At 49.1% G+C, this 25,882-nt stretch carries 26 protein-coding genes and 2 pseudogenes; 12 read left to right on the top strand and 16 right to left on the bottom strand.

All coding sequences use genetic code 11. From position 1 onward, the window contains the following. Positions 1 to 216: 216 nt before the first annotated feature. Positions 217 to 594: a DUF7475 family protein gene (locus tag LIW51_RS32640; RefSeq protein ID WP_227379651.1), complete on the top strand. Its 378-nt coding sequence runs from the start codon at positions 217 to 219 to the stop codon at positions 592 to 594. Between the two features lie 229 nt (positions 595 to 823). On the opposite strand, the gene LIW51_RS32645 is transcribed toward LIW51_RS32640, so the two are convergent. Continuing rightward, positions 824 to 2,167: a right-handed parallel beta-helix repeat-containing protein gene (locus LIW51_RS32645; protein ID WP_227379652.1), complete on the bottom strand. Its 1,344-nt coding sequence runs from the start codon at positions 2,165 to 2,167 to the stop codon at positions 824 to 826. A gap of 366 nt (positions 2,168 to 2,533) precedes the next feature. Beyond that, positions 2,534 to 2,827: a hypothetical protein gene (locus LIW51_RS32650; RefSeq protein ID WP_227379653.1), complete on the bottom strand. Its 294-nt coding sequence runs from the start codon at positions 2,825 to 2,827 to the stop codon at positions 2,534 to 2,536. Between the two features lie 385 nt (positions 2,828 to 3,212). Between LIW51_RS32650 and LIW51_RS32655 the strand changes: the two genes are divergently transcribed. The 5 genes and pseudogenes from LIW51_RS32655 (at position 3,213) to LIW51_RS32675 (ending at position 9,646) form a co-directional block, all read left to right on the top strand. Then, on the top strand, positions 3,213 to 3,839 hold the full coding sequence (locus LIW51_RS32655; protein ID WP_227379654.1) for a TetR/AcrR family transcriptional regulator: 627 nt from the start codon (positions 3,213 to 3,215) through the stop codon (positions 3,837 to 3,839). After that, complete coding sequence (locus LIW51_RS32660) at positions 3,832 to 6,552, top strand: phosphoenolpyruvate synthase (protein ID WP_227379655.1); 2,721 nt, start codon at positions 3,832 to 3,834, stop codon at positions 6,550 to 6,552. The genes LIW51_RS32655 and LIW51_RS32660 overlap by 8 nt, the downstream gene beginning before the upstream one ends. Before the next feature lie 38 nt (positions 6,553 to 6,590). After that, a pseudogene (locus LIW51_RS32665) lies at positions 6,591 to 7,277 on the top strand (RNA-guided endonuclease InsQ/TnpB family protein); the annotation flags it as partial. Between the two features lie 824 nt (positions 7,278 to 8,101). Beyond that, entirely contained in the window at positions 8,102 to 8,344 is a 243-nt protein-coding gene (locus tag LIW51_RS32670) for a universal stress protein (protein WP_227380071.1), read from the top strand. Positions 8,345 to 8,524: 180 nt separating this feature from the next. Continuing rightward, a complete protein-coding gene (locus LIW51_RS32675) occupies positions 8,525 to 9,646 on the top strand; it encodes a glycoside hydrolase 5 family protein (RefSeq protein ID WP_227379656.1) in 1,122 nt (373 codons plus the stop codon). 33 nt (positions 9,647 to 9,679) lie between these two features. Here the strand turns inward: LIW51_RS32675 and LIW51_RS32680 are convergent, their stop codons facing one another. After that, entirely contained in the window at positions 9,680 to 10,174 is a 495-nt protein-coding gene (locus LIW51_RS32680; RefSeq protein ID WP_227379657.1) for a NosD domain-containing protein, read from the bottom strand. A 252-nt stretch (positions 10,175 to 10,426) separates the two neighbouring features. On the opposite strand from LIW51_RS32680, the gene LIW51_RS32685 reads away from it, so the two are divergent. After that, positions 10,427 to 10,654 (top strand): hypothetical protein, encoded by a 228-nt coding sequence (locus LIW51_RS32685; RefSeq protein WP_227379658.1) that lies wholly within the window; start codon positions 10,427 to 10,429, stop codon positions 10,652 to 10,654. 158 nt (positions 10,655 to 10,812) lie between these two features. Here the strand turns inward: LIW51_RS32685 and LIW51_RS32690 are convergent, their stop codons facing one another. From LIW51_RS32690 to LIW51_RS32705, 4 genes are all read right to left on the bottom strand, one after another. Then, positions 10,813 to 11,277 (bottom strand): cupredoxin domain-containing protein, encoded by a 465-nt coding sequence (locus LIW51_RS32690; protein WP_227379659.1) that lies wholly within the window; start codon positions 11,275 to 11,277, stop codon positions 10,813 to 10,815. Positions 11,278 to 11,654: 377 nt separating this feature from the next. Further along, positions 11,655 to 12,065: a DoxX family protein gene (locus tag LIW51_RS32695; RefSeq protein ID WP_227379660.1), complete on the bottom strand. Its 411-nt coding sequence runs from the start codon at positions 12,063 to 12,065 to the stop codon at positions 11,655 to 11,657. 208 nt (positions 12,066 to 12,273) lie between these two features. Further along, the gene (locus LIW51_RS32700) at positions 12,274 to 12,519 is read right to left on the bottom strand and encodes an SWIM zinc finger family protein (protein WP_227379661.1); all 246 of its coding nucleotides are present in this window, start codon (positions 12,517 to 12,519) and stop codon (positions 12,274 to 12,276) included. A gap of 62 nt (positions 12,520 to 12,581) precedes the next feature. Continuing rightward, positions 12,582 to 13,688 (bottom strand): nitrilase-related carbon-nitrogen hydrolase, encoded by a 1,107-nt coding sequence (locus LIW51_RS32705; protein ID WP_227379662.1) that lies wholly within the window; start codon positions 13,686 to 13,688, stop codon positions 12,582 to 12,584. A gap of 667 nt (positions 13,689 to 14,355) precedes the next feature. On the opposite strand from LIW51_RS32705, the gene LIW51_RS32710 reads away from it, so the two are divergent. Together LIW51_RS32710 and LIW51_RS32715 are read left to right on the top strand one after the other, a co-directional pair. Beyond that, on the top strand, positions 14,356 to 14,595 hold the full coding sequence (locus LIW51_RS32710; RefSeq protein WP_227379663.1) for a helix-turn-helix domain-containing protein: 240 nt from the start codon (positions 14,356 to 14,358) through the stop codon (positions 14,593 to 14,595). A gap of 634 nt (positions 14,596 to 15,229) precedes the next feature. Beyond that, positions 15,230 to 16,324, top strand: a complete 1,095-nt coding sequence (locus tag LIW51_RS32715; RefSeq protein ID WP_227379664.1) for a S8 family peptidase — start codon at positions 15,230 to 15,232, stop codon at positions 16,322 to 16,324. A 55-nt stretch (positions 16,325 to 16,379) separates the two neighbouring features. Here LIW51_RS32715 and LIW51_RS32720 read toward each other — a convergent pair whose 3' ends face one another. Next, positions 16,380 to 16,550, bottom strand: a complete 171-nt coding sequence (locus tag LIW51_RS32720; RefSeq protein ID WP_227379665.1) for a hypothetical protein — start codon at positions 16,548 to 16,550, stop codon at positions 16,380 to 16,382. A 193-nt stretch (positions 16,551 to 16,743) separates the two neighbouring features. On the opposite strand from LIW51_RS32720, the gene LIW51_RS32725 reads away from it, so the two are divergent. Beyond that, on the top strand, positions 16,744 to 16,902 hold the full coding sequence (locus LIW51_RS32725; RefSeq protein ID WP_227379666.1) for a hypothetical protein: 159 nt from the start codon (positions 16,744 to 16,746) through the stop codon (positions 16,900 to 16,902). Between the two features lie 30 nt (positions 16,903 to 16,932). Beyond that, the gene (locus LIW51_RS32730) at positions 16,933 to 17,454 is read left to right on the top strand and encodes a haloacid dehalogenase type II (RefSeq protein WP_227379667.1); all 522 of its coding nucleotides are present in this window, start codon (positions 16,933 to 16,935) and stop codon (positions 17,452 to 17,454) included. Between the two features lie 899 nt (positions 17,455 to 18,353). Here the strand turns inward: LIW51_RS32730 and LIW51_RS32735 are convergent. The 3 genes and pseudogenes from LIW51_RS32735 to LIW51_RS32745 all read right to left on the bottom strand — a co-directional run bounded on the left by LIW51_RS32735 (position 18,354) and on the right by LIW51_RS32745 (position 20,122). Next, positions 18,354 to 18,632: pseudogene (locus tag LIW51_RS32735) on the bottom strand (hypothetical protein). A gap of 191 nt (positions 18,633 to 18,823) precedes the next feature. Then, the gene (locus LIW51_RS32740; RefSeq protein WP_227379668.1) at positions 18,824 to 19,420 is read right to left on the bottom strand and encodes a hypothetical protein; all 597 of its coding nucleotides are present in this window, start codon (positions 19,418 to 19,420) and stop codon (positions 18,824 to 18,826) included. Positions 19,421 to 19,741: 321 nt separating this feature from the next. Next, the gene (locus LIW51_RS32745) at positions 19,742 to 20,122 is read right to left on the bottom strand and encodes a nuclear transport factor 2 family protein (protein ID WP_227379669.1); all 381 of its coding nucleotides are present in this window, start codon (positions 20,120 to 20,122) and stop codon (positions 19,742 to 19,744) included. A 1,180-nt stretch (positions 20,123 to 21,302) separates the two neighbouring features. Between LIW51_RS32745 and LIW51_RS32750 the strand changes: the two genes are divergently transcribed. Then, positions 21,303 to 21,893, top strand: coding sequence for a DUF7344 domain-containing protein (locus LIW51_RS32750; RefSeq protein WP_227379670.1), 591 nt, complete (start codon positions 21,303 to 21,305; stop codon positions 21,891 to 21,893). A gap of 25 nt (positions 21,894 to 21,918) precedes the next feature. Here LIW51_RS32750 and LIW51_RS32755 read toward each other — a convergent pair whose 3' ends face one another. From LIW51_RS32755 to LIW51_RS32775, 5 genes are all read right to left on the bottom strand, one after another. Beyond that, complete coding sequence (locus LIW51_RS32755) at positions 21,919 to 22,119, bottom strand: DUF7835 family putative zinc beta-ribbon protein (protein WP_227379671.1); 201 nt, start codon at positions 22,117 to 22,119, stop codon at positions 21,919 to 21,921. A 686-nt stretch (positions 22,120 to 22,805) separates the two neighbouring features. Continuing rightward, positions 22,806 to 23,096, bottom strand: coding sequence for a DUF3006 domain-containing protein (locus LIW51_RS32760; protein ID WP_227379672.1), 291 nt, complete (start codon positions 23,094 to 23,096; stop codon positions 22,806 to 22,808). Further along, positions 23,093 to 24,550, bottom strand: coding sequence for a lamin tail domain-containing protein (locus LIW51_RS32765; protein ID WP_227379673.1), 1,458 nt, complete (start codon positions 24,548 to 24,550; stop codon positions 23,093 to 23,095). The genes LIW51_RS32760 and LIW51_RS32765 overlap by 4 nt, the downstream gene beginning before the upstream one ends. 204 nt (positions 24,551 to 24,754) lie before the next feature. Next, positions 24,755 to 25,294: a CHRD domain-containing protein gene (locus tag LIW51_RS32770; RefSeq protein ID WP_227379674.1), complete on the bottom strand. Its 540-nt coding sequence runs from the start codon at positions 25,292 to 25,294 to the stop codon at positions 24,755 to 24,757. Positions 25,295 to 25,479: 185 nt separating this feature from the next. Beyond that, positions 25,480 to 25,818 (bottom strand): SWIM zinc finger family protein, encoded by a 339-nt coding sequence (locus LIW51_RS32775; RefSeq protein ID WP_227379675.1) that lies wholly within the window; start codon positions 25,816 to 25,818, stop codon positions 25,480 to 25,482. Positions 25,819 to 25,882 lie beyond the last annotated feature (64 nt).

Raw genomic sequence — 25,882 nt, forward strand, 5'->3', positions numbered from 1 at the left:
TTGCAGTAGACTATGCGGTGGACGTGGTGCGGACACGTGCAGGATATAGTGTCGCCCATCGTGTCGTCTAGCGTCATTAGCGGGTGGCGAGTAACTCAAATTCAGTTCTTCGTATTGCTCTGCCTCCCTCATCTCTGCATAGCTTTCTAAATAAAAGAAAGGGCAAAAACACGGTGGTGGGATAATTTTTTGGAGTTCCTTACCCCAATAATTTCTATGTCCAGTCGCTCAGTCGCCGCAGACTCACGAGAAGCGTTAGTAAGCCTCCCCTCAAATCCAGTTGCGTATGTTGCCATTCTCGCTGCTCTGGTTACTGCAGCAATTCATTTGTATTTGGCACCTCAAGTGATCGGATTCGATCAGACGACAGGGATCCTCTTCTATTTAAATGGGCTCGGTTTCATTGGAGGTATTGTGCTTTTTGTGAGTCGATACTGGAGAGGTGCATTCTATCTGATCGCGATCGTCTATGCACTGGCGACGATTGTTGCGTTCTTCCTACTGGATGGGCCAGTCAATCCGATGTCGATTGTCGCGAAGATTGCCGAGGTCATTGTTGCACTGACCGCTGCCTATCTTTATAGCGTGGAGTAAGGGACACTACGTCGCGTACCGAAGCTCTCGGTCTATGACTATCCTTGTAAAGTCAGACGCCAAGTGAGCGAACGATGACTAATGATATCCGAGAACGTCGCTAATTGAGACAGAGAATAACTGAAGCGGTGGGTTAGTTCGGCAGTTCCGTCCGCCCCATTCTCACACACGGCCAGCACGGGAAGTCACGTGTAGGGTCGAACTTCTATCTAAATTTGGTAAAATAACATCAAAACATGTCACGCAATGAGTCGCTGAGATAGGTCAGCGAACCAATCCCACCTGTTTCTATATTCTTTGTACTTGGGGTGGAATCGAGTGATACGATCGGCGTACCGCTTACGCGGAGTTGACAATCATGAATGTTTGACTTTTGAACGTTTTTGAGAGTAATCCCATGTCGCTTTCCGAAATGATGTTGGATACTAATGCTTTTGAAACGACATCGATCTCGATCCGTGAGCATGATAGCAGTCCCTCCTGGAGCAGTACCATAGATTTCAATATTTTCGCAGGTGACTTGATGATTCGATGGAAGCTGTGGCATGCTTGGCATGGTAGTTGAATCGTATTCAGTAATCGGCTTCCGCACGTGAATACCTGGAATACTATGATTGGTCTGGATTGTTGTATTCGTGATTTTTGCATTTCCAAATTGTTTTCCGATAACGATCCCTCCTGAACTATTCGTCCCGGTTAAATCTGTAATCTCGACGGAACAATTATCGATGATGGCGTTCGTTCCCTCTTCCAGCCAAATTCCTCGCATGTTAGGTTTGTTCTCTGGCTTGCTGACGCGGATCGTTGCGTTTTCTACGCGTGCCCCACTTTCTCCACCACCAATCCGAACTTGGTCAATTCCGTTATTCGCATACGTTCCTCCGTTGATTATTAACGGCCCAGAATGGGGAGATGCATAGAGACCTTCAAACCAATTTTCAATATGACAATTAACGAATCGCAATCTTCCCTCACCTGGATGCGTATATATAGCACTTCCGTTCTTCGATCCACCTCGCATTTTCAGTTGATCAACGAGTAACGAGGCAGATGACTGCGGAACCTTAAGCTCAAGGCCACTACGTGGGTACGATCCACGACTCCCTTTGAATGTGAGATTCCGGAGGATATTTCGTTGGCCTCTGACTGAGAACACGATAACTGGAGCAGCAGTCGGTTCTGTATAGTCAAACGTAAATCCATCAATTAAGAGATCCTGGACAGAACCACCGAAAATCCAATTTCCCTGTTCTTTAGCCGGGGTGAGGAACGTTGCTTGGTTCCCTACAAGGCCACAATTCGTCATATTGGATAAATCGAGTCGTGAGAGACGGTATGTACCAGATGGAAAATAGAGTAGTGTTTGATTCTCTAATGATTCTGTAATCACCGAATTGATTGGCTCAGAACCTGTTTGATCTACATCTTTGTTCCCCATATCAACAATTTTATCAAATCGGTTACGGTATGGATCAAGTAATTCTTTTTTACTTTTTTTTGGTTTCCTGCCACAACCTGCAAGTGAAGTGGCTAGAGCAAGTCCGGAAAGACGAAGATATTCCCGTCTATTCATTACTTCCTTCGTGACCCCCCATCTTATTCAGTATAAGATGGGTAATATAATTTGGAATTTTGTCATAAACCGCTGCTAGATGCGTAGAGAGTGATTACTATACAATAAGCGTCATTTTCCACGGTTGATTGTGGCAAGTTGCTATCTAATAAAAATACAATCACTCTGAGTGTGAGAAGATGCAGTAGTGGTAATTATTCAACTTGTGAGGCTGCACTGCAAAGGTTGCATTTGGGAGTTGGATGCAAAAAACATTATTGAACCCTTTTGCCATCACCTTCTCATTTCTCGTCATGATGGTCAACATATTTGCAATTAACAGTGTTAACTGGGCCAGTCGCGTGCGCGTGAATCCTATTGCACTACTTAAGTATCGACCCTCATTTCACTGAATACGCGACGTAATTCATTACTCAGGTTTAATTCGTCGAGGGCTACGTCGTTGTCCACCGCATACTCCTCAGCGTGATTCCCGGTACGTTTCCGTATCATAATCAGGTGATAGAGATAAGAGATACGTAGGAGCCAAAGCGCTCCTCCGACGTCTTCGTCCTCCGAAGGGAAGGCGTCAAGCGTCCCATCGTCAGTTGCGTTCTCAACCGCGGCCATGTGTTTGCAGTAGGCGTTGGGGTGGACGTGATGTGGGCACGTACAGGCCATCAGTTCGTGGGTCACGTCATCGATGGAGACTGTCTACTGGTGCTCTGCGGGGGTCTTGTAGCTCTCGTTGATGACGTCGACCAGTCTGGGGACTCAACATCGAAGGTAAACTGTTCCCTGTTTGCGCGTTTCTGTGCCGTCACAGTAGGGATCACGGACTGCGGGGGTTTCGTATGTATAGGATATGTGAAATCTAGCTGGAACGATGCACCGAGAGGTAGATCATTTGAACGAAATATTCAAATATTCATATAGCGAATGTCTACATACGAGAACGTGAATGTACCTATGATTCAGCTCCGTAGTGAGTTGGTCAACGAAAAGACGCTAAATGCACACTCCATACGGATAGGCAAGTTAGGTACAGGCACGAATAACATCTCTTATGCCCACATTTACCGAAGAAAAGAAAAAACAAGTCCATGAGTCGCTTCGTGACACAGGACGTGAGTTGTTCGCTCGGTACGGCGTCAGAAAAACGACAATTTTGGAACTCACAGAAGGCGCAGGAATTGGCACTGGGACATTCTACCAATACTATGAATCCAAGGAGGAACTGTACGTAGATATCCTTGAGGAGTATAATAGAGAATTAATTCCTCGGTTACTGCAAAATTCCGTCGAGACCTATGATGATCCAGAGATGGCGATTACAGCGTTACTTGAAGAGGCTTTGGACGAGTTTGAATCGAACCCACTTCTCAGGCGAGTCCTCATCGAGGACGAAGTTAGTTACATACGTGATCGGGTCTCCAATGAGGAAATCTCGGAGAAGCGAAACAGTACAATGGAAGCCTTCCTTCCATACTTTGAACGTTGGTACGACGAAGGGAAAGTTGTGGGGACAAACCCTGAAAGTATTGTACATTCGATCCGAGCGGTTGCTCGCATTGTTCATCAAAAAGAGCAAATCGGAGAGGAACGATATCCCCAGGTTCGAGACACCCTTATCGCTGCCGTCGCTGCGGGACTAACACGCGACAATGACATGACGGAGGATTCCGATGAGTAACCTTGGAGAAATCCACTCCAATGCTCTGTATGTTATTTCGTTCACTGACCCAGAAGCGACTAGGCGTGACCTTGTCGGAGGCAAAGGAGCGAATCTCGCACAACTCGTTGCAGCAGGGGTTCCGGTCCCAGAGGGATTCATTGTGACGACTCACGTCTTTCAAGAGCTTACCGACGATGAGCAAACTAGAGAGCTGATCAATGAGGTTTCGAAACTCGATTCGGAAGATAGCGCGGCGATTTCTGATATAGGGGCTACCCTTCGTCATCGAATCGAAGAACTCGACATCTCCACAGAAATTCGAAAAGAAATAGAGAGTGCCCTCAGTAAAATCGGAGATGGATCTGAAATTCCATACGCTGTCCGTTCGAGTGCGACATCCGAAGATCTTCCAGACGCGTCATTCGCTGGTCAGCAAGAAACCTTTCTAAACGTTCAAGGAGCCGAGGATATCGTCAACAGTATCCGATCTTGTTTGGCGAGCCTATTTACTGATCGTGCGATTGCGTACCGAGCCAAAAATCAGATTCCACATGACGATGTTGCCCTCGCAGTCGTCGTTCAGCGGATGATCAATCCCGAAGTATCCGGCATTCTCTTCACCGCTGACCCAATGACCGGAAATCGTTATACTACTGCTATCGAGGCTGGACTCGGTCTTGGTGAAGCATTCGTCTCGGGTGAAGCAACCACCGATTCGATTCGTGTAGATACACGAACTAAAGAGATCCTTGATTACGAAACAGGTGGTCAGCAAATCGCGATACGTCCACGTCTAGGGGGTGGAACGGAGACAATAGAACTACCACTATCCAAACGAACTACCCGCGTACTCACTGACGAACAGATTCGAACGCTAGCAGCACTAGGAAACGAGATCAATGATCTGTTCGAGTCGCCACAAGACATCGAATGGTGCCTTGAAGACGGCGAGGTATACGTCGTCCAATCCCGTCCGATCACCTCGTTATTTCCCATTCCGTTGCCCAAACCGGAGGACAATCAGCTCCATATCTATGTTAGTTTAGGGCACGCACAGGCGTTCGCCGAAGCGATGCCTCCTCTCGTTCGGGATATCTGGATGGCATATACGCAAACGACGTTCGAGGAGTTTGGACTTGGAGGCGACACGCAGTGGGCAGCAGAGGCAGGTGGCCGGGTTTACATGGATGTCACGAAGTTACTACAGATTAGAGCGCTTCAGGATCTCTTCCCGAAGCAATTGGCTGCAACTAGTGAACCGATGGGGGCAGCGCTCGAAGATATTGTCCATCGACGTGGCGACGAGTTTCTCACCAGGCGGTCGACAACTGAGAAATTAGCTGCAATTCCCGAACTCGCTACTGCAGCGTGGACGGGAACGAAAGCGAGTCGACCGCTCCTCGTAGCGATGGCAAGTGGCTTCCTTGGGGCCTTCATTGGTGCGCCAGCTCCACCAGAGAGTGAGGAAGCCAAATGGAAGGCATGGGGAATGAATATCGCCACACAGGTGCGTGCTCCCAACAGCCTTGCAGAGCGCTCTCATGCTATCTTCAATCTTCTTGATGAGGCAATCAAATTCCCGTCGACTGGGCCGTTGTTAGCTGCAATAACAGCAGGAGTCTGGTTGGAAAAAGGATTTCCGAAGGACGCTGAGGATGTCAACGCTATCGGGAGAGGCTTTCCCCACGAAGTGGTGACACGGATCAATCTTGGACTCGGTGATCTCTCAGACGTAGCTCGCGAGAATCCAGCGGTTGCCGATGCATTGCGACAAGATGCATCTCTAGAAGAAATCAAATCTGTAGAAGGGGGAGAGGATTTCATAGCCGCATTTGATAAGTATCTTACCGAGTTCGGACATCGTGCGACCGGCGAAATCGATATTAGTCGCCCTCGGTGGCGTGAAGATCCGTCTGGATTGCTTGCGACGATTCGAGCAAATCTCGAACACGGGGAGAAAGGAGAACACAGTGAGCACATCCAAAAATTGGAATGTGAGGCTGAGGCGGCAGCAAAACGGCTTGAGGAACAAGTCAATCATGGGCATCTCGGTCCGGTTCGAAAACGACTGATTCGCCAACTAATTCGAACCTATCGCGGCTACATTCAGACTCGTGAGTATCCAAAACAGGGTTCCGCGTATATGTTTACTTCGTGGCGCGACACCTTGTGTGATGTTGGTGACCAATTCGCCTCAGAAGGCAAACTAGCCGATTCAGACGATATCTGGTTCCTTCGAAAAGAGGAACTGTTCGCTGCGCTTGAGGGTGGTTCAATAGACGTAGACATTGAAGAGCGACGTGATGAGTTTGAACGCTATGCATCGATGGATGCACCACCGGTGTTGACGAGCGAAGGTGAAGCTCCTAGCGGACATATCAAGCGCACGGACGTGCCCGATGGGGCACTCGTTGGAACAGGCGTTTCGGACGGTGTTGTTGAAGGAGTAGCTCGGGTAGTTCGGGATCCTACTGAAGAGACGATTGAGAAGGGAGAAATTCTCATCGCGCCATCCTCCGACCCTGGCTGGACACCCCTATTTTTGAACGCAACTGGGATGGTCGTAGAAGTAGGCGGTCAGATGAGCCACGGTGCATTAGTTGCGCGAGAGTATGGCCTGCCGGCAGTTGTTTCGGTTTCCGAAGCTACGCGTCGTATCGAAACTGGTCAACGAGTTCGGGTCGATGGGACAAATGGAATCGTTGAACTATTGGATGAGCAGCCGATGTGACTGGAGACCAGTCTATCGATGAGTTTTGCTATGCCTGGGGGATACTCAAATACGCGCACGACACTGACGGAACAGCCGTTGAATCGCTCGACCTCTCGGACGAGCGTGACCGACTGGACCGCGCACAACGTGACCTTTCACGAAAACAACACGGGTCGGTGAACTACCTTACACAACAGCGTGTTGTGGCGCGTCGTCACGCGGAGTTGAAACAGAAGCGCCGCGGCTTCTTGCACAAGTTGTCGAACTACTATGCCACCGAATACGATCTCGTCGCGGTTGAAGGCCTGAACGTCGCCGGAATGATGCAATTCGATTCAAATTCACGCACCCGAGCATCCGCCGCATGGAGTACTTTTCTCCGGATGCTCGAATACAAGTGTGAACGCGAAGGCACGTACTTCGTCGCGGTTGATCCACGAAACACGACGAAAAAATGCGTGTCGTGCGGCGTGAAGACGGATAAACCGCTATGGATGCGCGAACACTCGTGTCCGTCGTGTGGGTTCGAAGCGGATCGAGATGCAAATGCGGCATGGAACATCCTTGCTCGTGGTCTCGACCAGATAGGGATGGGCTGTCCCGAATCAATGCCTGCGGAGACTGCGCTCTCTACGGACACCGTGGTGTCTGCAAAGCGCGTCGCGGAAACAGGAAGCCCCGCCCTAACGGGCGGGGAGGAGTCACCGGTGCAGCTGTGGATGTTCCTGCATTGGTTTCAGTAATCACTGGCGAGCAAAGTATTCTAATACTGCTTCAGGCAATTGGTGGGTGTAACATTGCGATTGCAACACTCTATGGGATCGTTTTGAAAGATCCAGCTGAATTCACTGTTGGCAAGTATGAGGTCTAAGCAATCGTTTTTGTGGCACTCCTTGTCGTCTTTGGAGGCGCTATTCGGCTAGTAGATTAATTTCGTTTATTTGGTTGTCAATTTATCTATCTAATATCCTAATTTGAATGGAATCGTATATAGCTCTCCTAGTAATGAATAAACAATCGCCTGCCGTCGGACAATCTGTACCCCCTTCGGGTACTATTATGACACAGAAACATATCGTCAAGCAGCCGCAATCCACGAACGGATCGGAGCCACAAACTCGGTGCCCGTACTGTCTCCGACACTGCAATTGGAATGATTACCTTCGAGATCTTGTTGAGCAGGAGCATCGGGAAGTAGACCAGATCACCACGGCGCTGGATGAGTTTTATTGGTAACGTCTACAGCCGTTTTGCAACTTCTTAGGACATGAGTCAGAGTTCCCCCATAGTTTCTGCTCGCTAAGTAGCGGATACGCTCGAAATCAAGCGGCCGTCTGCTCACTGACGGCTTGAGGTACCACCTGAGGAGGGGAGATTGAGCGAGGAAAATTGAGTCCGCGGGTGGTGACCTGGTGGATTACAGAGGAATAGTAAGATGGATTACCCCGTTCACAAAAGATCCACAGACGAAAACCCACCGTGAAGTTAGTATATAATACTAACTTTGTACAATCTCAAAATCCAATAGAACGAGGTTCGAGAAAGAAGCGAACGCTCAACGACAGAAATTGCGGCGCAAGCCGACGATATTGGTATCGATACTAAAACAGCCGTTCGCCGAGGAATCCCTCAGGATGCTATCCTCGTGTATGCAGACGAACACAACATTGATATAATCGTCATGGGAACGCACGGCAGAACGGGCGTTAAACGTGCGCTGATGGGGAGCGTAACTGAAACAGTCGTTCGGCACGCCGATATACCCGTGTTAACCGTGAGCAGGGGCGCTGGAACAAAACTAGAAAATTGAATCCCTCATTCCGGACAGTAGGCTCAACTAACCAACCGAGGGGGAACGGAGTGAATAGGAGAATTCATCTCAGTTGTCGCTCATTACAGGCCGATCGAATAGTGGTGATTCGTGAGAAAGATCAGTTTGATTTCCCGTATGCTTACAACACTTGGCGGCATTTACTCGTAATAACTATCAATGGCTGTTACGCGACGACAATTCGTTCAACTGAGTAGTGCGACAGGACTTGGTCTTCTCACAGGTAGTAGTACTCCCGGAACCAATTCTAACGAGAGAGATGATGTACCAGTTGATGTTAGAGGTGCTCTCTATCTCCCTACGCGGGATTTTAATTTCTATCAAATGTGGGCAAACTACTCACCGGAGATCATTGAACGTGATCTTGGCTATGCAGCTCGCTTGAATTTAAACGCGATCAGAACTTGGGTAAGTTACGAATTTTGGCTCGAGAATAAAAAAGCCCATCAAAATGCAATCGATCACTTTCTCACAACAGCAGCGGACAAGAATATTAGCGTGTTATTCAGCTTGTTTGAAAACGTTGGTACAAAACCGACTCACAAGAACGTAACGGATACTAATCCACAAACTGCACCGCCAGTTCGCTCACCTTCATTGAAGGTTGTTCAAAACCCCAACCAATGGGCGAAACCACGGCAGTTTGTTCAGTGGTTTATGGATCGATACCGAAGTGACGAACGACTATTGGCAATCGAAGTGATGAACGAGCCCGGTTGGCGCAAGGACGTAAAGAAGTTCGCGAAGGATATGTTTCAAACGCTTGTGCAGAATCGTGGCACTGTCCCGTTGACAGTTGGAGCTACAAGTTTAATTACTAGCGTAGACTATCTCGATTGGGGAAGCGATATTTTACAATTTCACTATAATTATCCATCAAGTAAACAAATTTTTCGTGACTTATTGCAGGATCATCATGAGTTATCTTCAAAAATAGAGCAACCGATTTGGCTGACTGAATGGCAGAAAGTAGCGTCGTTTGGATGGAGTAATTCAAATCAAAAAGTGAAAGATTGGTATCCAGACTATTCCTCACTGACTCCGCTCATTCGAAAATACAGTATTGGTAATTTCTTTTGGTCACTCATGCTAAAACCGGCATACACGTTACCTATGCGTCGAAAAGGCGTTCTTAATGGCCTTTTTTATGAAGATGGTGCCGTATGGAGCCTAGAAGACGCACGAGAAATCAAAGCGATGTCCGGAAATCGTGCGTTTTCTGGAGTTGAACGTAAGGAATGGCCCACGTGGACTAGCTCGATAAAGCACCCACAAAGTTAGTCATTTAGTGGTAAGTTTACCACATCCAATTCTTCACATCGTCTTCACTTGGTTATCGGAGAACGTGTTTCCCCACAATTCGATATGGATACTATCATCACTGATTTTCATACCTACCAAGTTTCTTCTCAATTTATTGTCTTTAGTAATCACTTGGGAGGAATTCTCAACAGCGATCCCATAGACGTTCGATGCAGCAGTGACATTTTGGATTTTACCTTGCGAACCATTCTCAAAAGCAACCCCTTTGTGCCAGTCGGTAAGTGTCATATTTGTTATCAGTATGTCGTTTCCATCTTCTGTTGTTTTCACTTGGATAGCGGTGGTATGGCTATTTCCGCGGCCATCGATCGCGTGTCCGTTCCCGTCCAAGATGACATTTCCTGACCGAATTTCGATACAGCTTTGAGAAATTCCCGTTCCCCCACCATTTCTGATGTCCGCTGTGAGTTCGTATCGTCCGGGCTCGTCAATCACTGTACAGGACTTGATTTCTTTTCTATTCACATCGTTTGACGGTAGTAACATCGACTGAACGCCAACGCACGCAGATAAAGTAATTACAAGCACTAACAAGACAGATATTCGCTTTAGATCCATTTGCATAAAGACACCAACGTGCTCACCCACAATAGGGCTTTATCAAAAACCGTTCAATCATCCACTTTATTAGAGCTTTATAAAATAATTTCTCTTGTTTTACGTCTTTTACCTAGTCATAATTTTTTTACGTGTAGCTCGGTAGCCACTTGTATTCCAAAATGGAACGGTCAAGCGGCCATGTCGACGAGTAAACTCGCTGGTGGTAGTGGTACCCGAACGCGACTTATTGCCCAGACAAGTGGAATGTGCCTACTTATGCTCGGCGTCGCTTACGTTGGGGGAGTTCGTCTCGAGTTCGGTGTTGCTGCCGTCTATGCTTCGATCATTCTCTACTACGCGTGGGCGATGGCGTACATAACCGTTGGCTTCTATCGTGGCCGGTGGTCGAACAGACGAATGCGATGATGGCCACACGAGAGATTGACATGCCGTATCCAGTTCGAACACTCGAGGGTACCCTCGATGTCACCGAGACGAGAGGAATAAGCGAGTAGTCACTTTGAAGGGAATAAGAGAAAACGCAAAAATCAGAGTGGTGCGATCGACACTGGATAAATGATGTTCTATTTTTGTTGAAGTTTGATATCGCCGCGCATCGATTGCGGGTGATATTCACAATAATACTGAGTCATCTTTTTCGAGGCGCTGAAGGTCGTACTCACTGTCTTGCCTTTCTCTTCGGCATCCTCGCTTTTGACGACTGGTTTGTCCTGCTTGTTGACGATGTAGAGTTCGTGTTCTTTGCCGTCGAGGTTCTCCCACGTGAGCGTATACTTCTGTCCTGGTTGTAGTGTGAGTGTCGGGTTTTTCTTACCTTTGATGGACTTGGGAGCGCGTCCTTGCCAACCGCTTTGTTTCGCTCCTAAGCGGATCTCCTTCCCTTTCTTCTTGTTCTTTGAACCGCTCTCTTGCTTGCTCTCACCACTGCCTGGTAAGCTACCAGTACAGCCAGCTAAACTGGTAACGGTAAGAGCACTACCTATGAGTTTGAGTGCGGTGCGTCGGTTTGTGCGGGGTTGGTCAGTCATGGGCGAGAAAGGAGCTACCAGCGGTGGCGTTAGATAGATTTTGGCCACAATATGAAATTATGAAATAAAATTAACGAACTTGCTTTGTTGTGGCATGCGTTCGCGCTTGGTCGAGCAGGGCCGTCGGTACTATGGGATATCGTCGATCACTGGAAGGCGATACAGAATCAGTCATCAAGAGCGATCAAGTTGACAGCATGCACCAGTCTCGAGTCCATTTTCAATCCATTCAAGGTGAGCGATAGTTAGTTGCTACCACCGCTGCGGTCATCCAGAAATAACAATCCAATCCAATCACTGTCCGAAAAACGACTGAAGGTCTTTGGCGGGATCGTCACGATGGGGAGCTTAATACAATGGTTCAGCTAGATGCGTTCTTAACCAAAAACTCGGCGTTGGAGGCTATAGTACCCATTTCCATACACGATAAGAAGAATAAATACTGCGAGATAGAGGAGGCTGAGCTCGCCTCCGTTTTGGATTGGAATCAATCCCTCAGGGATATGAGCAATGAACTGGGCGGCAATCATCTCTCCGGTCGCGATGAGTGCGATGAGCCGGGTTAGTAATCCAACGGCGATAAGAAAACCACCAAAGAGCTCGATGATACCAGCAACCCCATACATACTGACGAGTGATGCGGTGGCACCACTTCCATCGACGCCGCCGAAGAGACCGAATAATTTCTGAGCACCGTGTTGCATGAACAAGAGTCCAACAAGAGCACGAACGATAGAATAGATGGGCTCTTCGTACGATGCTGTTGTTTGACTAATCGAGGTGGCCATACTATTTGTATATACGCTTCGGTATTCAATAGCAGGTCAGCGGCCGGTGTTGCCTACTGAATAGATTCTTTTTCGTGATTTGTGAGTGGCTCTACAACACGCAGTTGATTCGGTCAGGCTATGCGCGAGTGCCGGACATTCAGTCTACCAAACAGCAGCAGTTCCGCCAAAAGCAACAACCGTGTCATGGATAAAACGGAAACGTGAGTTAGTTCGGCAGTTCTTTCCAATCCGTGCGCACGCACTCCCAGCACGGGAAGCCACCGAGGCCATTGCAGTCGCACTCTACTGATTCGGAATCGTCTTCGTTGTCGTCCGAAGGGAAGGCGTCGAGCGTGCCGTCCTCAGTCGCGGTCTCGACGGCGGTCATGTGCTTGCAGAAAGCAGTCCGATGGACGTGGTGTGGGCACGTGCAGGCCATTAGCTCGTCGGTCACATCGTCAATTGCCCCCAATTAAACTAAATTTTCTACTGGCGTTCAAATTGTTCCTGCTGTCAAAAATCAGTCCAAAATGGTTACTCTGTGGGTTCGTTAGCTTCGTCTCGATCTTGATACGGTGGTACCCAGATATCTTGTTTAATCATGGAGTCGATACGCGCCTGCATGACTTCCTCGGCATACTCTTCATGGCGAGGTGGTTGTGCATCGAGATAACGGTTCTTTGGGTAGAGTTCCTGATCGTAAATGACTTGGCATAGCTCAGTGCGAAGATCTTTCAACCAATTCGTCAGCGGCGATCGAGTACGGTGTTCGCGCAACCCTTCGATGTCGATGGGGGCACCGACGTATGAGGATCCGGCACCATAGTCGTGTTCAGCAAGTATGTCACCTCGATGGTTAACCACCATCGACCCACCACCGAAGGTGTCAACGGGCGTCTCTTCATCCGGTGTAAGGTAGTAGGTACCCAAATTCGGTGCAACAAGGTAGGCGGTGTTGTCGAGTGCCCGGGCTCGATTCTGAATACGCCATCCGTCATTAGCAACGAGAGGTTCGGGACAGGAAATCCGACAAATAACCTCTGCCCCATTCATCGCGAGGCCGCGAACGTATTCCGGATAGGCACCTTCGATAGCCAATGAAATGCCAAGACGCCCGATATCCGTGTCTGCAACTGGGAAAAATGCGTCAAGATCCTTTCCGTATTCGTCAATCCATGCATCCCAGACGTCGTGGGGACTGACCGATCGTTCGACGGGGAGGAGTGGCGTCACCTTCCGGTGTTTTAGGATGATGTCACCGTCTGGGTCGATAATGAATGCGGTATTAAAGAACTTATTTGGAAACTTCGGTTCAGCTTTCTCCTTCGCTGAGGCCACGATGTAGGTCTCGAATTCTGTAGCATATTCACCGAGTGTATTGGTCTCGTCGCCAGGGATGTCTATCGCTATCTCATCTGCGTACTTCGCGTGATCCATGTCCATGACCTCATCGGTGAATCCCTGAAGCGCCCCTTCGGGAATGACGGCAAGCTTCACTGGCAATTCGAGACCACTCAGCCACGTCGCTGCTTTGAGATTGTCGTGGATGTGCTCAAGGTTCTTCTGTATATCGCTGCGTTCTGTCGCGCCCCAGACGGTCGGAGAGAGACCAACCGCCGTATATTGTTCGATCTTCGCCATCGGTGCTCAATTAGTACCAGTAATGGATAGGATATAATTATGTAGGGAGATACCATTGACCAGGGTTGACAAACAGAAACCACATTATTGGCGACCTACTGCGGTAATCCGTCTTACGGGCGGATCAATTTGTTGAAAATCGGCTTATATTGATAAACCAATAATATCTAATAGTATCCACCCACAGTTCGGAATACCCGTCCCAGACACCTACTCAACCAGAACGGCCAATGTTGAGGAGAATTATCCCCTACACTATACTTAGCCGCCTTCGTCATCAGTTGATGGACGACGCGTCAGGCGGTCAAATTACTGTTGGGAAGCCTCTGTTTGCTCCTCCGTTTCCGTTGGCTCGTACTCGATCTCAACTACTGTCTCCCCATCAATGGTGATAATTGACAGTCTCTCCAGTGGATTCGAGCAATAAGACTGCCTCCTCCTTTTCAAACCGATCAAGCACAGCAGTGAAGGTCCGCGGCGATTTCATTGACAGGGTCTATCCTGAGTTGCGTTAGGAGGACGATGCCGGGTGCGCCAACACCCGGCGCGTTTCAACACGCCCGAGGACATCGGTCTTCCTATCACATACACATAGTACGTGGTATTAAACCCACCAACGTACTATGTAGTGTGTGGATTTAAGATCGTGGATAGTGAACTAACGGCTATGATAACAGACGACAGAGAACGCGATGCTCGCGGCCAGTACGCAGAGGAAGCGACAGGTGAGGATATTCTCGCGGCGATACGCGAGTCGGCATTTCCTGCTGTGACCGCTCGGTGGGTGGTGGATATATTCGGCATTGAGCGGTCATCCGCTCATCGACGGCTCGAGGAGTTGCATGAGGAGGGAGAGGTTGAGCGGGGAAAATTGAGTCCGCGGGTTGTTATCTGGTGGATTCCATAGGAATAGGTACAATAGGTGCCTTAGGAGTCTATTGAATTCGTAACTGTACTTCTGAGGGTGTTTCACGACCTTGGAACGCTGGTAGCGCGTGAGTCGCCCACACAGTCCTCATAGATCACTCACCAATTCAGCGATTTGAACCGTTCACAGTACTGTGAAGTATCGAGGGCGTTGATCCAGCGGATGAACGTTCGCCCGTGATCCGCTTCACCGAACTCGCGGTACTGCCACGCGTGGATGAGTCGTGACAAATAGTGGAACTGATTTGTTCCCAGCCGTGGTGCTGGTAAGCCTTCCAGGTCAGCGCGATTGTGATCTCCTCTGTTGTAGGGACGTACTTCGTGACGCCTGCTTGTCGTTGTGCTTGATGTAAGATCCCGATCCAAACGGCATTGGAAGCGCTTTGATGAACTAAATTTGATTCCATCTCTTGCGGCATCTGGTTTGCTTACTCGCCAGTTACTCAATGAAATCTCCAGTCCGAAAAGCGCCGCTCAGTATCCGTCTACTCCATTTGCACGTTCAACTACTGTTACGGGTGGTGATTTTGTCAATTATTAATGTTTCTATTAATTTCACCCTGTGGGAAATCTATTTTATGTAGCGCAACCAATTAACGTGATGGAGAGAGAAAATGCCAGAGAAGATCATATTCTACGAAGACGAACCAAAAACAGTCGAAACGAACTGCGAAATCATTGAAACGTACGATTTCGGGGAAGGCATTACGTCAGCAGCTTATGTGAAATATGATGAAAAGCACCAATCAAAATTACAAGCGGATAAACAGATCGTCGGCATTGAAGACAACATTAGCGCAACACTTCGATACGAACCAGATTTCATCAGTGAAGAGCCGACGGACGTAGCGACCATCGAAGACGTACGCAAGCTCCACGATATCCCGGAATCAGCGGCACCCGGTGAGCAACAGACTGTCACAATCATGGATTCAGGGATCGATACGAGCCATCCAGTGTTCGAAGACACGGCGGTGACGCAAGTCGATGTGACAGAAACTGGGGGAAGTGATGATGCAGTTGGCCATGGGACAGCGGTTGCTGGGCAAGTAACACGCCTTGCACCTGCAGCGGATCTCATTGCACTCCGAATATTTGGGAGTGAAGGGAAAACGAAGATGAACATCATTCTTCGAGCATATGAGTGGCTCCATAAGAACCATGATCGATACAATGTCGTCAATATGTCGTGGGGCGCTCAAAAACAGTCGAAGCAACTCGATCAGATTCATTCGAAACTCATAGAAAAAGGAGTAAGAGATGTTGTTGCCGCAGGAAATTCGGGGGCAAAGAGTGGCAGCCCAGCAACAGCGAAAGGGGCATTTAGTATCGGTGCATGTACGAAGGACGGAAAAATGGCCGAATTCTCCTCGTACAATCCAAATGGTGATAATCCAGATGTCTCAGCGATAGGGAAAGACAATCGTCTCGCACAAGCCAGTGGAACAAACATGGGAAAACAGCTGGATGGACGGTGGGTGAAAGCTTCCGGAACGTCGTTTGCCGCACCAGAGGTCGCCGGAATGGTTGCGAAGTACATAGACACAAAAGACGACTGGTCCCCCAAGGGTGTCCTCGAATCATTCGAATCAGGGGCTCGAGATATTGAGGATCAACCGAAAGATGGTGCCGGAATTGTTGACTATCAAGCAACAGTCGGCAAAGAAACAGCAGATACATCTGAGCAAGAAGTCGATAAGGTACTATAAAATATCTAAATCGACTATTCACAGATAGGATTGAAGTCACAGGCTGAAGCGGTGGCTAGTTTGGTAGTTCCGTCGGTTCCGTGCGCACGCACTCCCAGCACGGGAAGCCACCGAGGCCGTCACAATCGCACTCTTCCGGTTCAGCATTGTCTTCGTCCGTTTCGTCGTCCTTCGATGGGAACGCCGTCAGCGTCCTGTCGTCGGCCGCAGTTTCGACGGCAGTCATGTGCTTGCAGATGGCGGTGCAATGGTAGTGGCTCCCGACTAATAATCCGATATTGAGCTGCGCCCAATCTCTCCCTGTATTGGGTCGGGAGCTGTGTCGACTTATGGGTCTATTTGAAGACGTAGCGGCAGTCAGAACATCGGATTAAGAAAGAACCAGTACATTTATCGAATTACCTTTGCTACCATTCAGCATGGTAACGACTGGCATAAGAACGATTCACGAAGAGACTGAGGTGCTCGCTTTCGATCTCTGGGATACGCTACTTGACCGGGAATCAACACTCGTTCCGGCGCTCAAAGACCTCCTCGATGTTCATGGAAGTGACTACGACGCCGAAATCCTGCTTTGACGCTATTTGGCCATGCATTTTCGTGATTCGATGATCGATTCATTGATCCCAGAACCCCACACACCATTCAAAGAGATCAGTCGACGTGCCCTCACATATCGTGTCAAGCGACTCGGTCTCGACGTTTCCGATGAGGAGGTTCGCGACCTCATTCGTCAGTGGAAGGAGTTACAACCGTATCCCGATGTCGATGCCGCACTGAGCGACCTCGGTGAAGAGTATACCTTGGTCGGCCTCTCGAACGGGGATCCAGACATGCTCGCTGCGGTTCGGCCGAACTTTAAGACGGATCTCGACGGCGTCATTTCAGTTGCGGAAGCAGGTGCATATAAGCCCCACCGTGCGTCCTATGATCTCTGCTGTGAGCGATTCGATGTCGCGCCACACGAGGTCATGTTCGTGACCGCACATACGTTCGATCTGGTCGGTGCCAAAGCAGTTGGTATGCGAGGAGCATTTCTCAACCGCCACGCAAACCCTTTTGGTGGGTGGCCATACCAACCGGACGTAGTCGTCGATGACACTGGACAGCTGACTGAGGAACTGCTCTGAAAGGCGTTCCGTATTTCTGAAACCACTCGGCTCAGACTATGAGCCCACCGCAGTAGCCGTCTCGAACGGTCTTCTTGCGGAACCTATTGCTGACCGAACCGGCCGTATATGGAATCGAATGGAACCGATTACGATCTGTTGAGGTGAGAATGGATGTTACTATCGAACTGAACTCACGAAGCGGAGAACAAGAGCAGAACACACTATATTCGACGAACGGAGATGGAATCGAACCACCGAGGCCACAACGTGGCCGCCATCGACGAATTGTCGATGGTGCTTCTACCAACAAGCAACCCGTTCTCGTGAAACGGTGCGTGGTTGTGCCAGCAAAACCACGCATCGGGCGTTGGGCATCAGACGCGGCGTTTATTCGTTGACGATGCTCGAGCGTCGTAGGACATGACGACCTGACTGGTGAAGTACGACGTTCGTAGTTTTTCTAATGAGTGCGTTAGGTATTGTTATGTGGTTCTTGACGATGGAGAAAGGGCTAATAGAACACAGCAAGATTCACAGTTGTCTCAACTATTGAAACGGAACACGACCATCGTGTAGGCAAGTACTACATGCTGGAAACCTTCATTAGTTCTGAAGTCACATCTTAATCCATGGGAAAGTTAGTAGCTATAACGACTGATAACAAGGAGATAGAATGTCACAATATAAAAGAAGGAGACAACGGATTACAACTTCGTAATGAAGAAAATGATATTGTTGGATATATTCCCTACGACCGTCTTTGCTACGTAGAAACAACGTAAGCGAATCACCGAGGATCACCCCGACAAGTTAGAAGGACTTCGCGTGCTCGTCTGTGAGGAAGTCGACGAACAGCAAGTCGATCTTTTACATGGAGACACGACTGAAACCACTGTTGCTGGCGGGTGAGTGAATAGTCACTCGTCTTGCAGAGCAGCTGCAATCGCTTCTAACTCTGCTTTTCGAAATGGTTGTGAAGTCTGGTCTGGATTATCGTCGTCCAGTTCGCCGATTTTCCACAGGATACCAGCCCGCATCTGGGGTTTGAAGGGCAAATTGTTCGTGTCGATATCTTAGTTCAGAGTCGTACAGAGTGCTGCAAGGGCTTCTTTGGTGAAAGCCGTCGATTCTATACGTTCGTATCTCCCGACGGCCTGTCGAATTTCGTTTCGGAGTTCGTTGACGGTTTGTGTCATAGAAATTGTAGCGAGGGGAGGCGTCGTGTCTATTACGGTTCTCTCACACGATGCAAGCTGCTGTATGCTTTCGGAACTTGTTTGAGCAGGACCGCATTTGGCTCAGGTGACGCACCCCGATCGTTCTTCGTTGTGTTCGTCTTTGCGATGCTCTTGGTAGGCGTTCACCAGTCAGCCACTGCGGCGGATAATTAACCAATCAATCCTCGCATTCCGACCATCATCACAAGAATTACAAGAAATAGACTAGTCATCCCCATTAGCCACCTGAGCGCTGTCTGATTTAGTTTCTCAACCCGCACCAGATCTGGATTTGTCGAGTCGAGCTCGAGAAGTAACTCTGTTTGAGACGAGTGCAGAGGCACAAACGCGATAAATAGCATTACAGTAGCGATTCCAAGCGCCGCCCACACCCACACAGTCGGTGTTGTAAGATAGCCGAGACGATGAGCGAGTCCGACTCCTGAGCCGAGTGTCCCAAGTGTGAGGGCTTCACCGACCACCATTATTTTTGGCGAAAGATGGGGCAGAAGTGAAACAACGATCTGAGGCTCAGCTTCAGCGACAGCTGGCGCCAACACATAGCGGAAGAAAAAGTCCATCCCAAACCAAAACGCAGCTAACCCGATATGGACATAAAACAATACCATCAGATTCCCAGAGATGTATGCACCAATAGGAAGTCCGAGAATTAGCGCGACTGTGATCGATGCATATCGAGGCCCGGCTGCAGTTATAACGAATCGATACTGCTCTCGTCGACTCAGTCCTGCCTCGCCTGTTGCCATATACACCACCTATCACCAGGCAATAACATAATTCCCAAGGTGGCCAAACTTGACCAGGTGAACTATCCCGCTCTGTCCGCATGCACGATGAGTTAGTAGGGCATAAACAGGAAGAATGATTTACTCCCAAGAGCAAACCATTATATTCCTTGATAGCTCAGGCTGGCAGAGCAACTCCTTTGTAAGGAGTCGGTCGAGAGTTCAAATCTCTCAAGGCTTCTGCTATAGGGTTTTGGACACCTATGTAAGAGCGCGGCTTCACGAGAATTCACTTCCACTTATAGATTCAGGCAGAAGAAGAGTAGCTTCATGCTTAGTCTATCAGGCCATCTCGATTACGTATGATTTGATAGACGTGATATTTGCGTCCTTCGTGTGTCCCTCGAATTTGAATACTTCACAAAATTCGTAGGAGTCTCCATTGTCAGTGGTTATGACACCGTTCACAGCTGCTATATCACCATGGGTGATGATGTTTTCGACCGTTATCTTGGCGACCCCATCGAGGAAGAGATCCATCGAGTCCACGACGCTCTGGTTCCCGTCGAGTGTTTGCTCACCGACGATCACTAACTGAACGTCGTCGGTGAGCATCGAACGGATCGCCTCCTCGTCGCGCTCCGTAAAGGCGACATAAAAGTCCGAAAGGAACTGCTTTCTGGGTGAGTTGCTACAGTTCTCTTCGATCGAGAGTTCGGGCATGGTGTATGTGACTGTTCGATTCGGTTGCTCTTATAGCTGAAGTCAAATGAGCCAATTTCGCACACGCGAATAGTGTTGAAATCTATCATAACACCCTAGCCTTCGCGAGTGTCTATGCACGGCGAATCTACTCCGGTGACTTCAGTTCACTCGAACTTCGGAGTGCTGTCTCACTGTCGCCCTGATTTCTAAACGGAAGTGGATTCGGTCGGGTCGACACCCTTGGGGAAGCGTAAAACTTGGCTGCCACGATGAGAGTGCTTCAAAAGTCGGGTTGGGCCACCTGAAGTATAGGGGTCGTAACTTCAGGCCCGTCAGAACCTTCTTCGAAGGTGACCATGAACGTATACCTGACACCTTCACCCACTCTGTAAATAGCTCAGAATGAGCTCCCAATACACAGCACGATGGGCTGAGTTGTAGAAAGACATAAACAACATCTGTGCGCACCTATTCGGTATGAATAGCTGTTCGCCGAAGGACGACTCCCCGCCGCAGCTGCTTGCTGGGGCGATCCCAGGTGTCCTCTTGGCAATCAGTCTAGATTCGCTATTCGCACTTCTCGAACGGCATCTCGGTAGCGACACGCTACATGACCAGTCAGTCGTAACTGGGTAACCAAGAGTTGTGTCGGATGGGGCGTGAAAGGAGAACCACGGCTACCATAGCAGGTACGAGATAAAGCGATGAACACCATTCGATTCATGAAGGAAACCACTGACGGTGGTATTCTCGGGGGGTATCCGTGAGTCAGAGTTTCCTGCTATTACTGCTCGCTGGGTCGCAGATACGCTTGAGATCGATTCACCCAATTCGAGAATGTCCGTAATTTTGAGCATCTAAGGTCTTTTTCTGCTGGTTAGAGAAACCCTGTACGTCCGACTGTGACATGTAGGGAGCGTATAACTCCAGGATTGACGATTGAGCTGCCAATTCGTCGCGACCCACAGCGGTACGGGGCTGACTTTCGGCCCGATGAAAAAGCACTACGTAAGCAAGTACTGCAAGTATGTCTTACCGTGTCAGTTTGCTGTGTCTGCTAATGGTGATGCCGACTATATAGTGATACTACTCACAAACAGTACCGAGATAACAAAGTCGAAGAATAGGCATTACTCTATTAGAATGGTGATCTGTGTACTGATGACCTCGTCCGACTCTGAAAATCGGTGGTGAACTAATGTCATCGAAGCATCGCAGGCGCTATTCAATGAACCGGACTGGTCCCTCACAGGACCAAGTATTCGATTTGTTGCAGAACGTGCGCCGGCGCTACGCACTTCACTATCTTCGACGAGTGAATCACACTGTCAACCTGTCTGATCTCACCGATCACGTCGCTTCTTGGGAGTACGATACGACACCGGCAAAGTTGGCGCGTGAGCAACGAAAACGGGTCTATATCTCTCTTTACCAAACACATCTTCCCGCACTCGCTGATGCTGGTATCATAGAGTATGATCGTGATACCGGAAAAATCAAGCCTACTAATCGTATTCGAATATTCGATTCCTACCTTGGTGCATTCACCAACCCGACTCGGCGATGGGACCAATACTATCTTGGGTTAGCACTTTGCAGTGTACTGTTTTTTGGGGGTATTTGGGCCGAGATTTCTCTCTTAGTGGAGTTTTCGTGGGATATGGCCCTACTAGGAATCGTAACTCTATTTGGAGCCGTCGCGGTGAGCCACTACTACTACACTCAACAGACTGTGCCAGAAACACCACCAGAACTCCACTCTGCTGAAATACACTCAGTGGACGACTAACGAAAACTACTTGCAATGGTTCACCTTATGCATTGTTCATCCGTTGACTCGTCGTTTCACCGCACGTCTGGCACGTCGCAACCCGGTACGGTTCTCGCGAGAACGCAGCGTTCTCTGCGTTCCTGTTCTCTGTCTGGATCTCGACTGTAACCATATGTGAGGTTTCACGGCCGCAGTTCTCACATGATTCAACTGTTGTCTGAAATTTGTTTTGTTCTGCTGTCATGATAATCGTCTCTCTCAGTTTGAGGAGCGACGAACACAGGCATAAACAACGACCTTTGTTAGTCTGAGTTCGCTCTCTTTTGACCCATTACTGGAACGGAGTCTCTCGGAAATGGCCAAATAGAGCAAATGAGCGACAGAAAACCGCCAATTTTTGAGCACGACTAGGATTTCGAGAGTGTTATGCTCACCCATTTCTGGTAATCAACCCATCAAAAACCCTTTCACGGTGTGTCGTCCATCATGGTTTTCGAATGAGGTGGATTTGGCGTGACGGTTGGAAATAAGAGGCTCGACTCAGTCAGTGAAGAGGGTATGTGAGATGAGCAAGGACGGTTTGCGGAGAAAGTGAGTGATGACGATATCCTTGGCAAATTACAACTGGTTCGGATCCGGATCATCTGATCCAGTATATAATTGCCAAGCGCTGAGTATAAGCACTACACAAAAACAGAAAAGAGAGATAATAGCCAGCGATCCACCCTTGCCTTGAAGGACACGGAGTATCTGAATGCCTCCGCCGATACAGGCTGTCCCAGCGATGAGAAGCTGTTTACGTCGGGAAATACCGCCAGAATGGGACATAAAAACACAACCAATTGCAGCACTAAATCGCTTCTGTAATCGCGAGTATCTCAAGGAGAGGAAACCGAGAATTGCAACATAACTGCTGGGCAGGGAATTTACTCAGATGTCTTCGTCATCTGTTGGTGGCCGACACGCCATGCGGTCGAACCGCTTTTGGGCAGCCTCTGCTCGTTCCTCCGTTTCAGTCGGCTCGTACTCGATCTCCTCTACTGTTTCCCCATCAACAGTGACGGTGAAAATCGCGTCTTGGTGGCGTCCAGATTCAGGAAGGTCATCGCGACGAATGACGAGTTCGTCGACGGTCTCGCCGCCAGATTCGAGCAATAAGACTACCTGCTCTTCTTCAAACCGATCGAGAACACCAGTGAATGTCTGTGGCGATTTAGTCATTGGTATGTTTCCCGGAGTACAGTTATCCCCTCGGTATCCACAACAATGACAGTATCGCCACCGTTGTTCCAAATTGGCTGATTTACGTTCCAGTAAAGGTCGGTGTTCGTATTCTCACCACTGCCGGAGTGAACCGTGATTTGCGCACCGGATTCGAGAGTAACTCCATCGGGAATTGTATAGCTGTGGTTCGCTGCATCACGGAGCTGCCATCCAGAGAGGTCAAGCAGCGCGTTCCCTGTATTCGTGAAGACGATGTACTCATCGTTAAGGTTCTCAGCGTCATTGCCAGCAGCATCAGCGTGTACCTCGGTCAGTTGTAGTGCACCAGCTGGTTGCGACGATGTCGTTGTCTGCGCTGCTGTTGTAGTCGGAGGGCCTCCACCAGAACCATCATTACCTTCGACGTCGATCGTTGTTCGCGGCGTCACAGGCGCAGTTGCGCCTGGGTCAAGAGGTGATGCCGACCGGAGTGACTGTGGATTGGTTGGCGCCTCTGCTTGTGTTTTCACGGTGATTTGCTCACCAGTGCTGTCGAGCACGATAATGCCGTGGACGGCAGTCCAGTAGGTTGGAATATTACGTGCAGCGAGCCGATTTAACATCTCTTCGTGTGGATGACCGTACTGTGAGTCGTAAGCGCTTGAGATCACCACTGCTTGCGGTGTGACGGCATCAAGGAACACATCACTAGTGCTAAATCGACTACCATGATGGCCCGCAAAGAGCACCGTTGAGTTGAGTGATGAGTCATATTGCCGGAGAAGATACTGCTCTTCTTGCTGGGCTGCGTCTCCTGGCAGAAGAAAACTGGTTTTTCCGTATGTGACTTTGAGGACGATACTGTTCTCGTTTCGCTCTTTGTTAGCAATATAGGGGTTTGGTGGGCCAAGAACCGTCACCGTGGCACCTTCGAATTGAATGTGATCTCCTTCCTGGGTTTTGAAGAGTGTTACGTTGTGTTGTTCGACAGCATCCAGATAGCGTTGATACGTACTAGAACTTGATGCAATCCCTGGGTCATACACAGCTCCAATACCGTTCGCTCGTGTTTCGTAGTAGTTGATGATGGCTGCATGGCCGCCAATATGATCGGCATCAGCATGCGAGGTGACGAGATGGTCGATACGAGTGATATTGTGCCTCTGGAGATACTGCAGGACATACTCACCGTCATTCCGCCAATCACCAGTATCGATGAGCATTGTTTCCCCCGTCGGTGAGACAATGAGTGTACTAGCGGACTGGCCAACGTTAATGAAGTGAACTTCGAGTGATCCAGTTGGTACAGTAGTGGTTGTCGGTGTTTCGGATGGTGAAGCAGTTAGCGTCCCTGTTGTGTTCACGGATGTTGTTGTCTCACTTCCAACTCCAGGTGGCCCACCGCCAGCGCATCCTGCAAGAATAACGAGACTGGCAACGAGAAGAGCTACTAATACACGCTGGTTGCGCATATATTCCTCTTGCTAGGAGGGCGTAAAAAGGTTAGCACTGATGCTAGAATCTAGTTCCTTACTGTTACTCCTCTTAGGTTCGGTGATGAATTGTATCGGACAAATTCGCTCGATGTTTAGGCTGCGCTGCGCCGTTCATCCCGATCATGAATGGTTAGAATCTACTGGCACGCTCGTGCCTTCAAGTTTATCAACTGCATAGTATCAGCCGAGTTGTCCTCGGATCACTTTTGTGCCTTCTGAACCGGCGTGAGCCTGTACATATGCGGTACCAGCATGAATCTCATTAACCATCTGGCTAAAGGAGACCTCAGGAGTGAGACAGTTATTGCCACCGGAATCAGTAGGACATTCGTCGCCTTGCCGAAGTGTGTTTCTGAGCACAACAGATGGTCCGGGTGATGCTGAAAAATTGGCTAATTCTGCAAGATGGGGGCCATCTTCGTCTGGCCCTCCCTGGTGGATATGGATTCCGGACATATTGCGCATATTCTTGACGAAAACGGTGTAATCGAGTTCCGTCTCATCAGAATTGAGCTCGACGAAAGCACCTCCGAACGCATCCGTTTCTGTATACGGAGAATATTCGTCACTGCGAGGCACGTTTGCGGCAGATAAGTAGGTAAAGAATTGCTGGCCTATTTGCTCGGTGGTTTTTGCTACGGCTGGTTGGCTAACAGTGAGGCTTGCACCAATCGTTGTGAGCAACGCTCGACGTGACGTGGGGATTTGGTCGAATGACATCAGTTACCCTGCCACCGAGTACGCTAATAGTGACCATGGACTGTTTAGAGTAGTTTGAGTTGAACGTGTTTGAGGAGAAAGATAGGGTAGGCAGTGCTTTATCGTAAGCGATAGCCCATGATAAGACTGAACTCGATTAAGTATCGTCAGAATCCCTACATAGATTTAAAAGACTGAAGCGGTGGCTAGTTCGGCAGTTCCTTCCGTCCTACCCTTACGCACTCCCAGCACGGGAAGCCACCAAGGCCGTCACAGTCGCACTCGTCCGGCTCGGCATTGTCTTCATCCTCCGAAAGGAACGCTTCAAGCGTCCTGTCGTCGGTCGCATTGTCGACGGCACCCATGTGTTTGCAGAAGGCGTTGTGGTGGATGTGATGCGGGCACGTGCAGGCCATCAACTCACTAGTCACGTCGTCGATGGAGACTGTGTACTGGTGGTCAGCGGGGTTGTCGTGGCGCTCATTGATGGCATTTGGATCATACTTAAGGATGAATCTGTAACAGTAAACTAATCCAGCACACACGGGTAGTTGGAGATAATACCGTCGACACCGGCGTCGACGAGTTGCTCCGCTTAATACCACGTGT

Origin of the sequence: Haladaptatus halobius (assembly GCF_020618475.1) — an archaeon.
Taxonomy (GTDB): domain Archaea; phylum Halobacteriota; class Halobacteria; order Halobacteriales; family Haladaptataceae; genus Haladaptatus; species Haladaptatus halobius.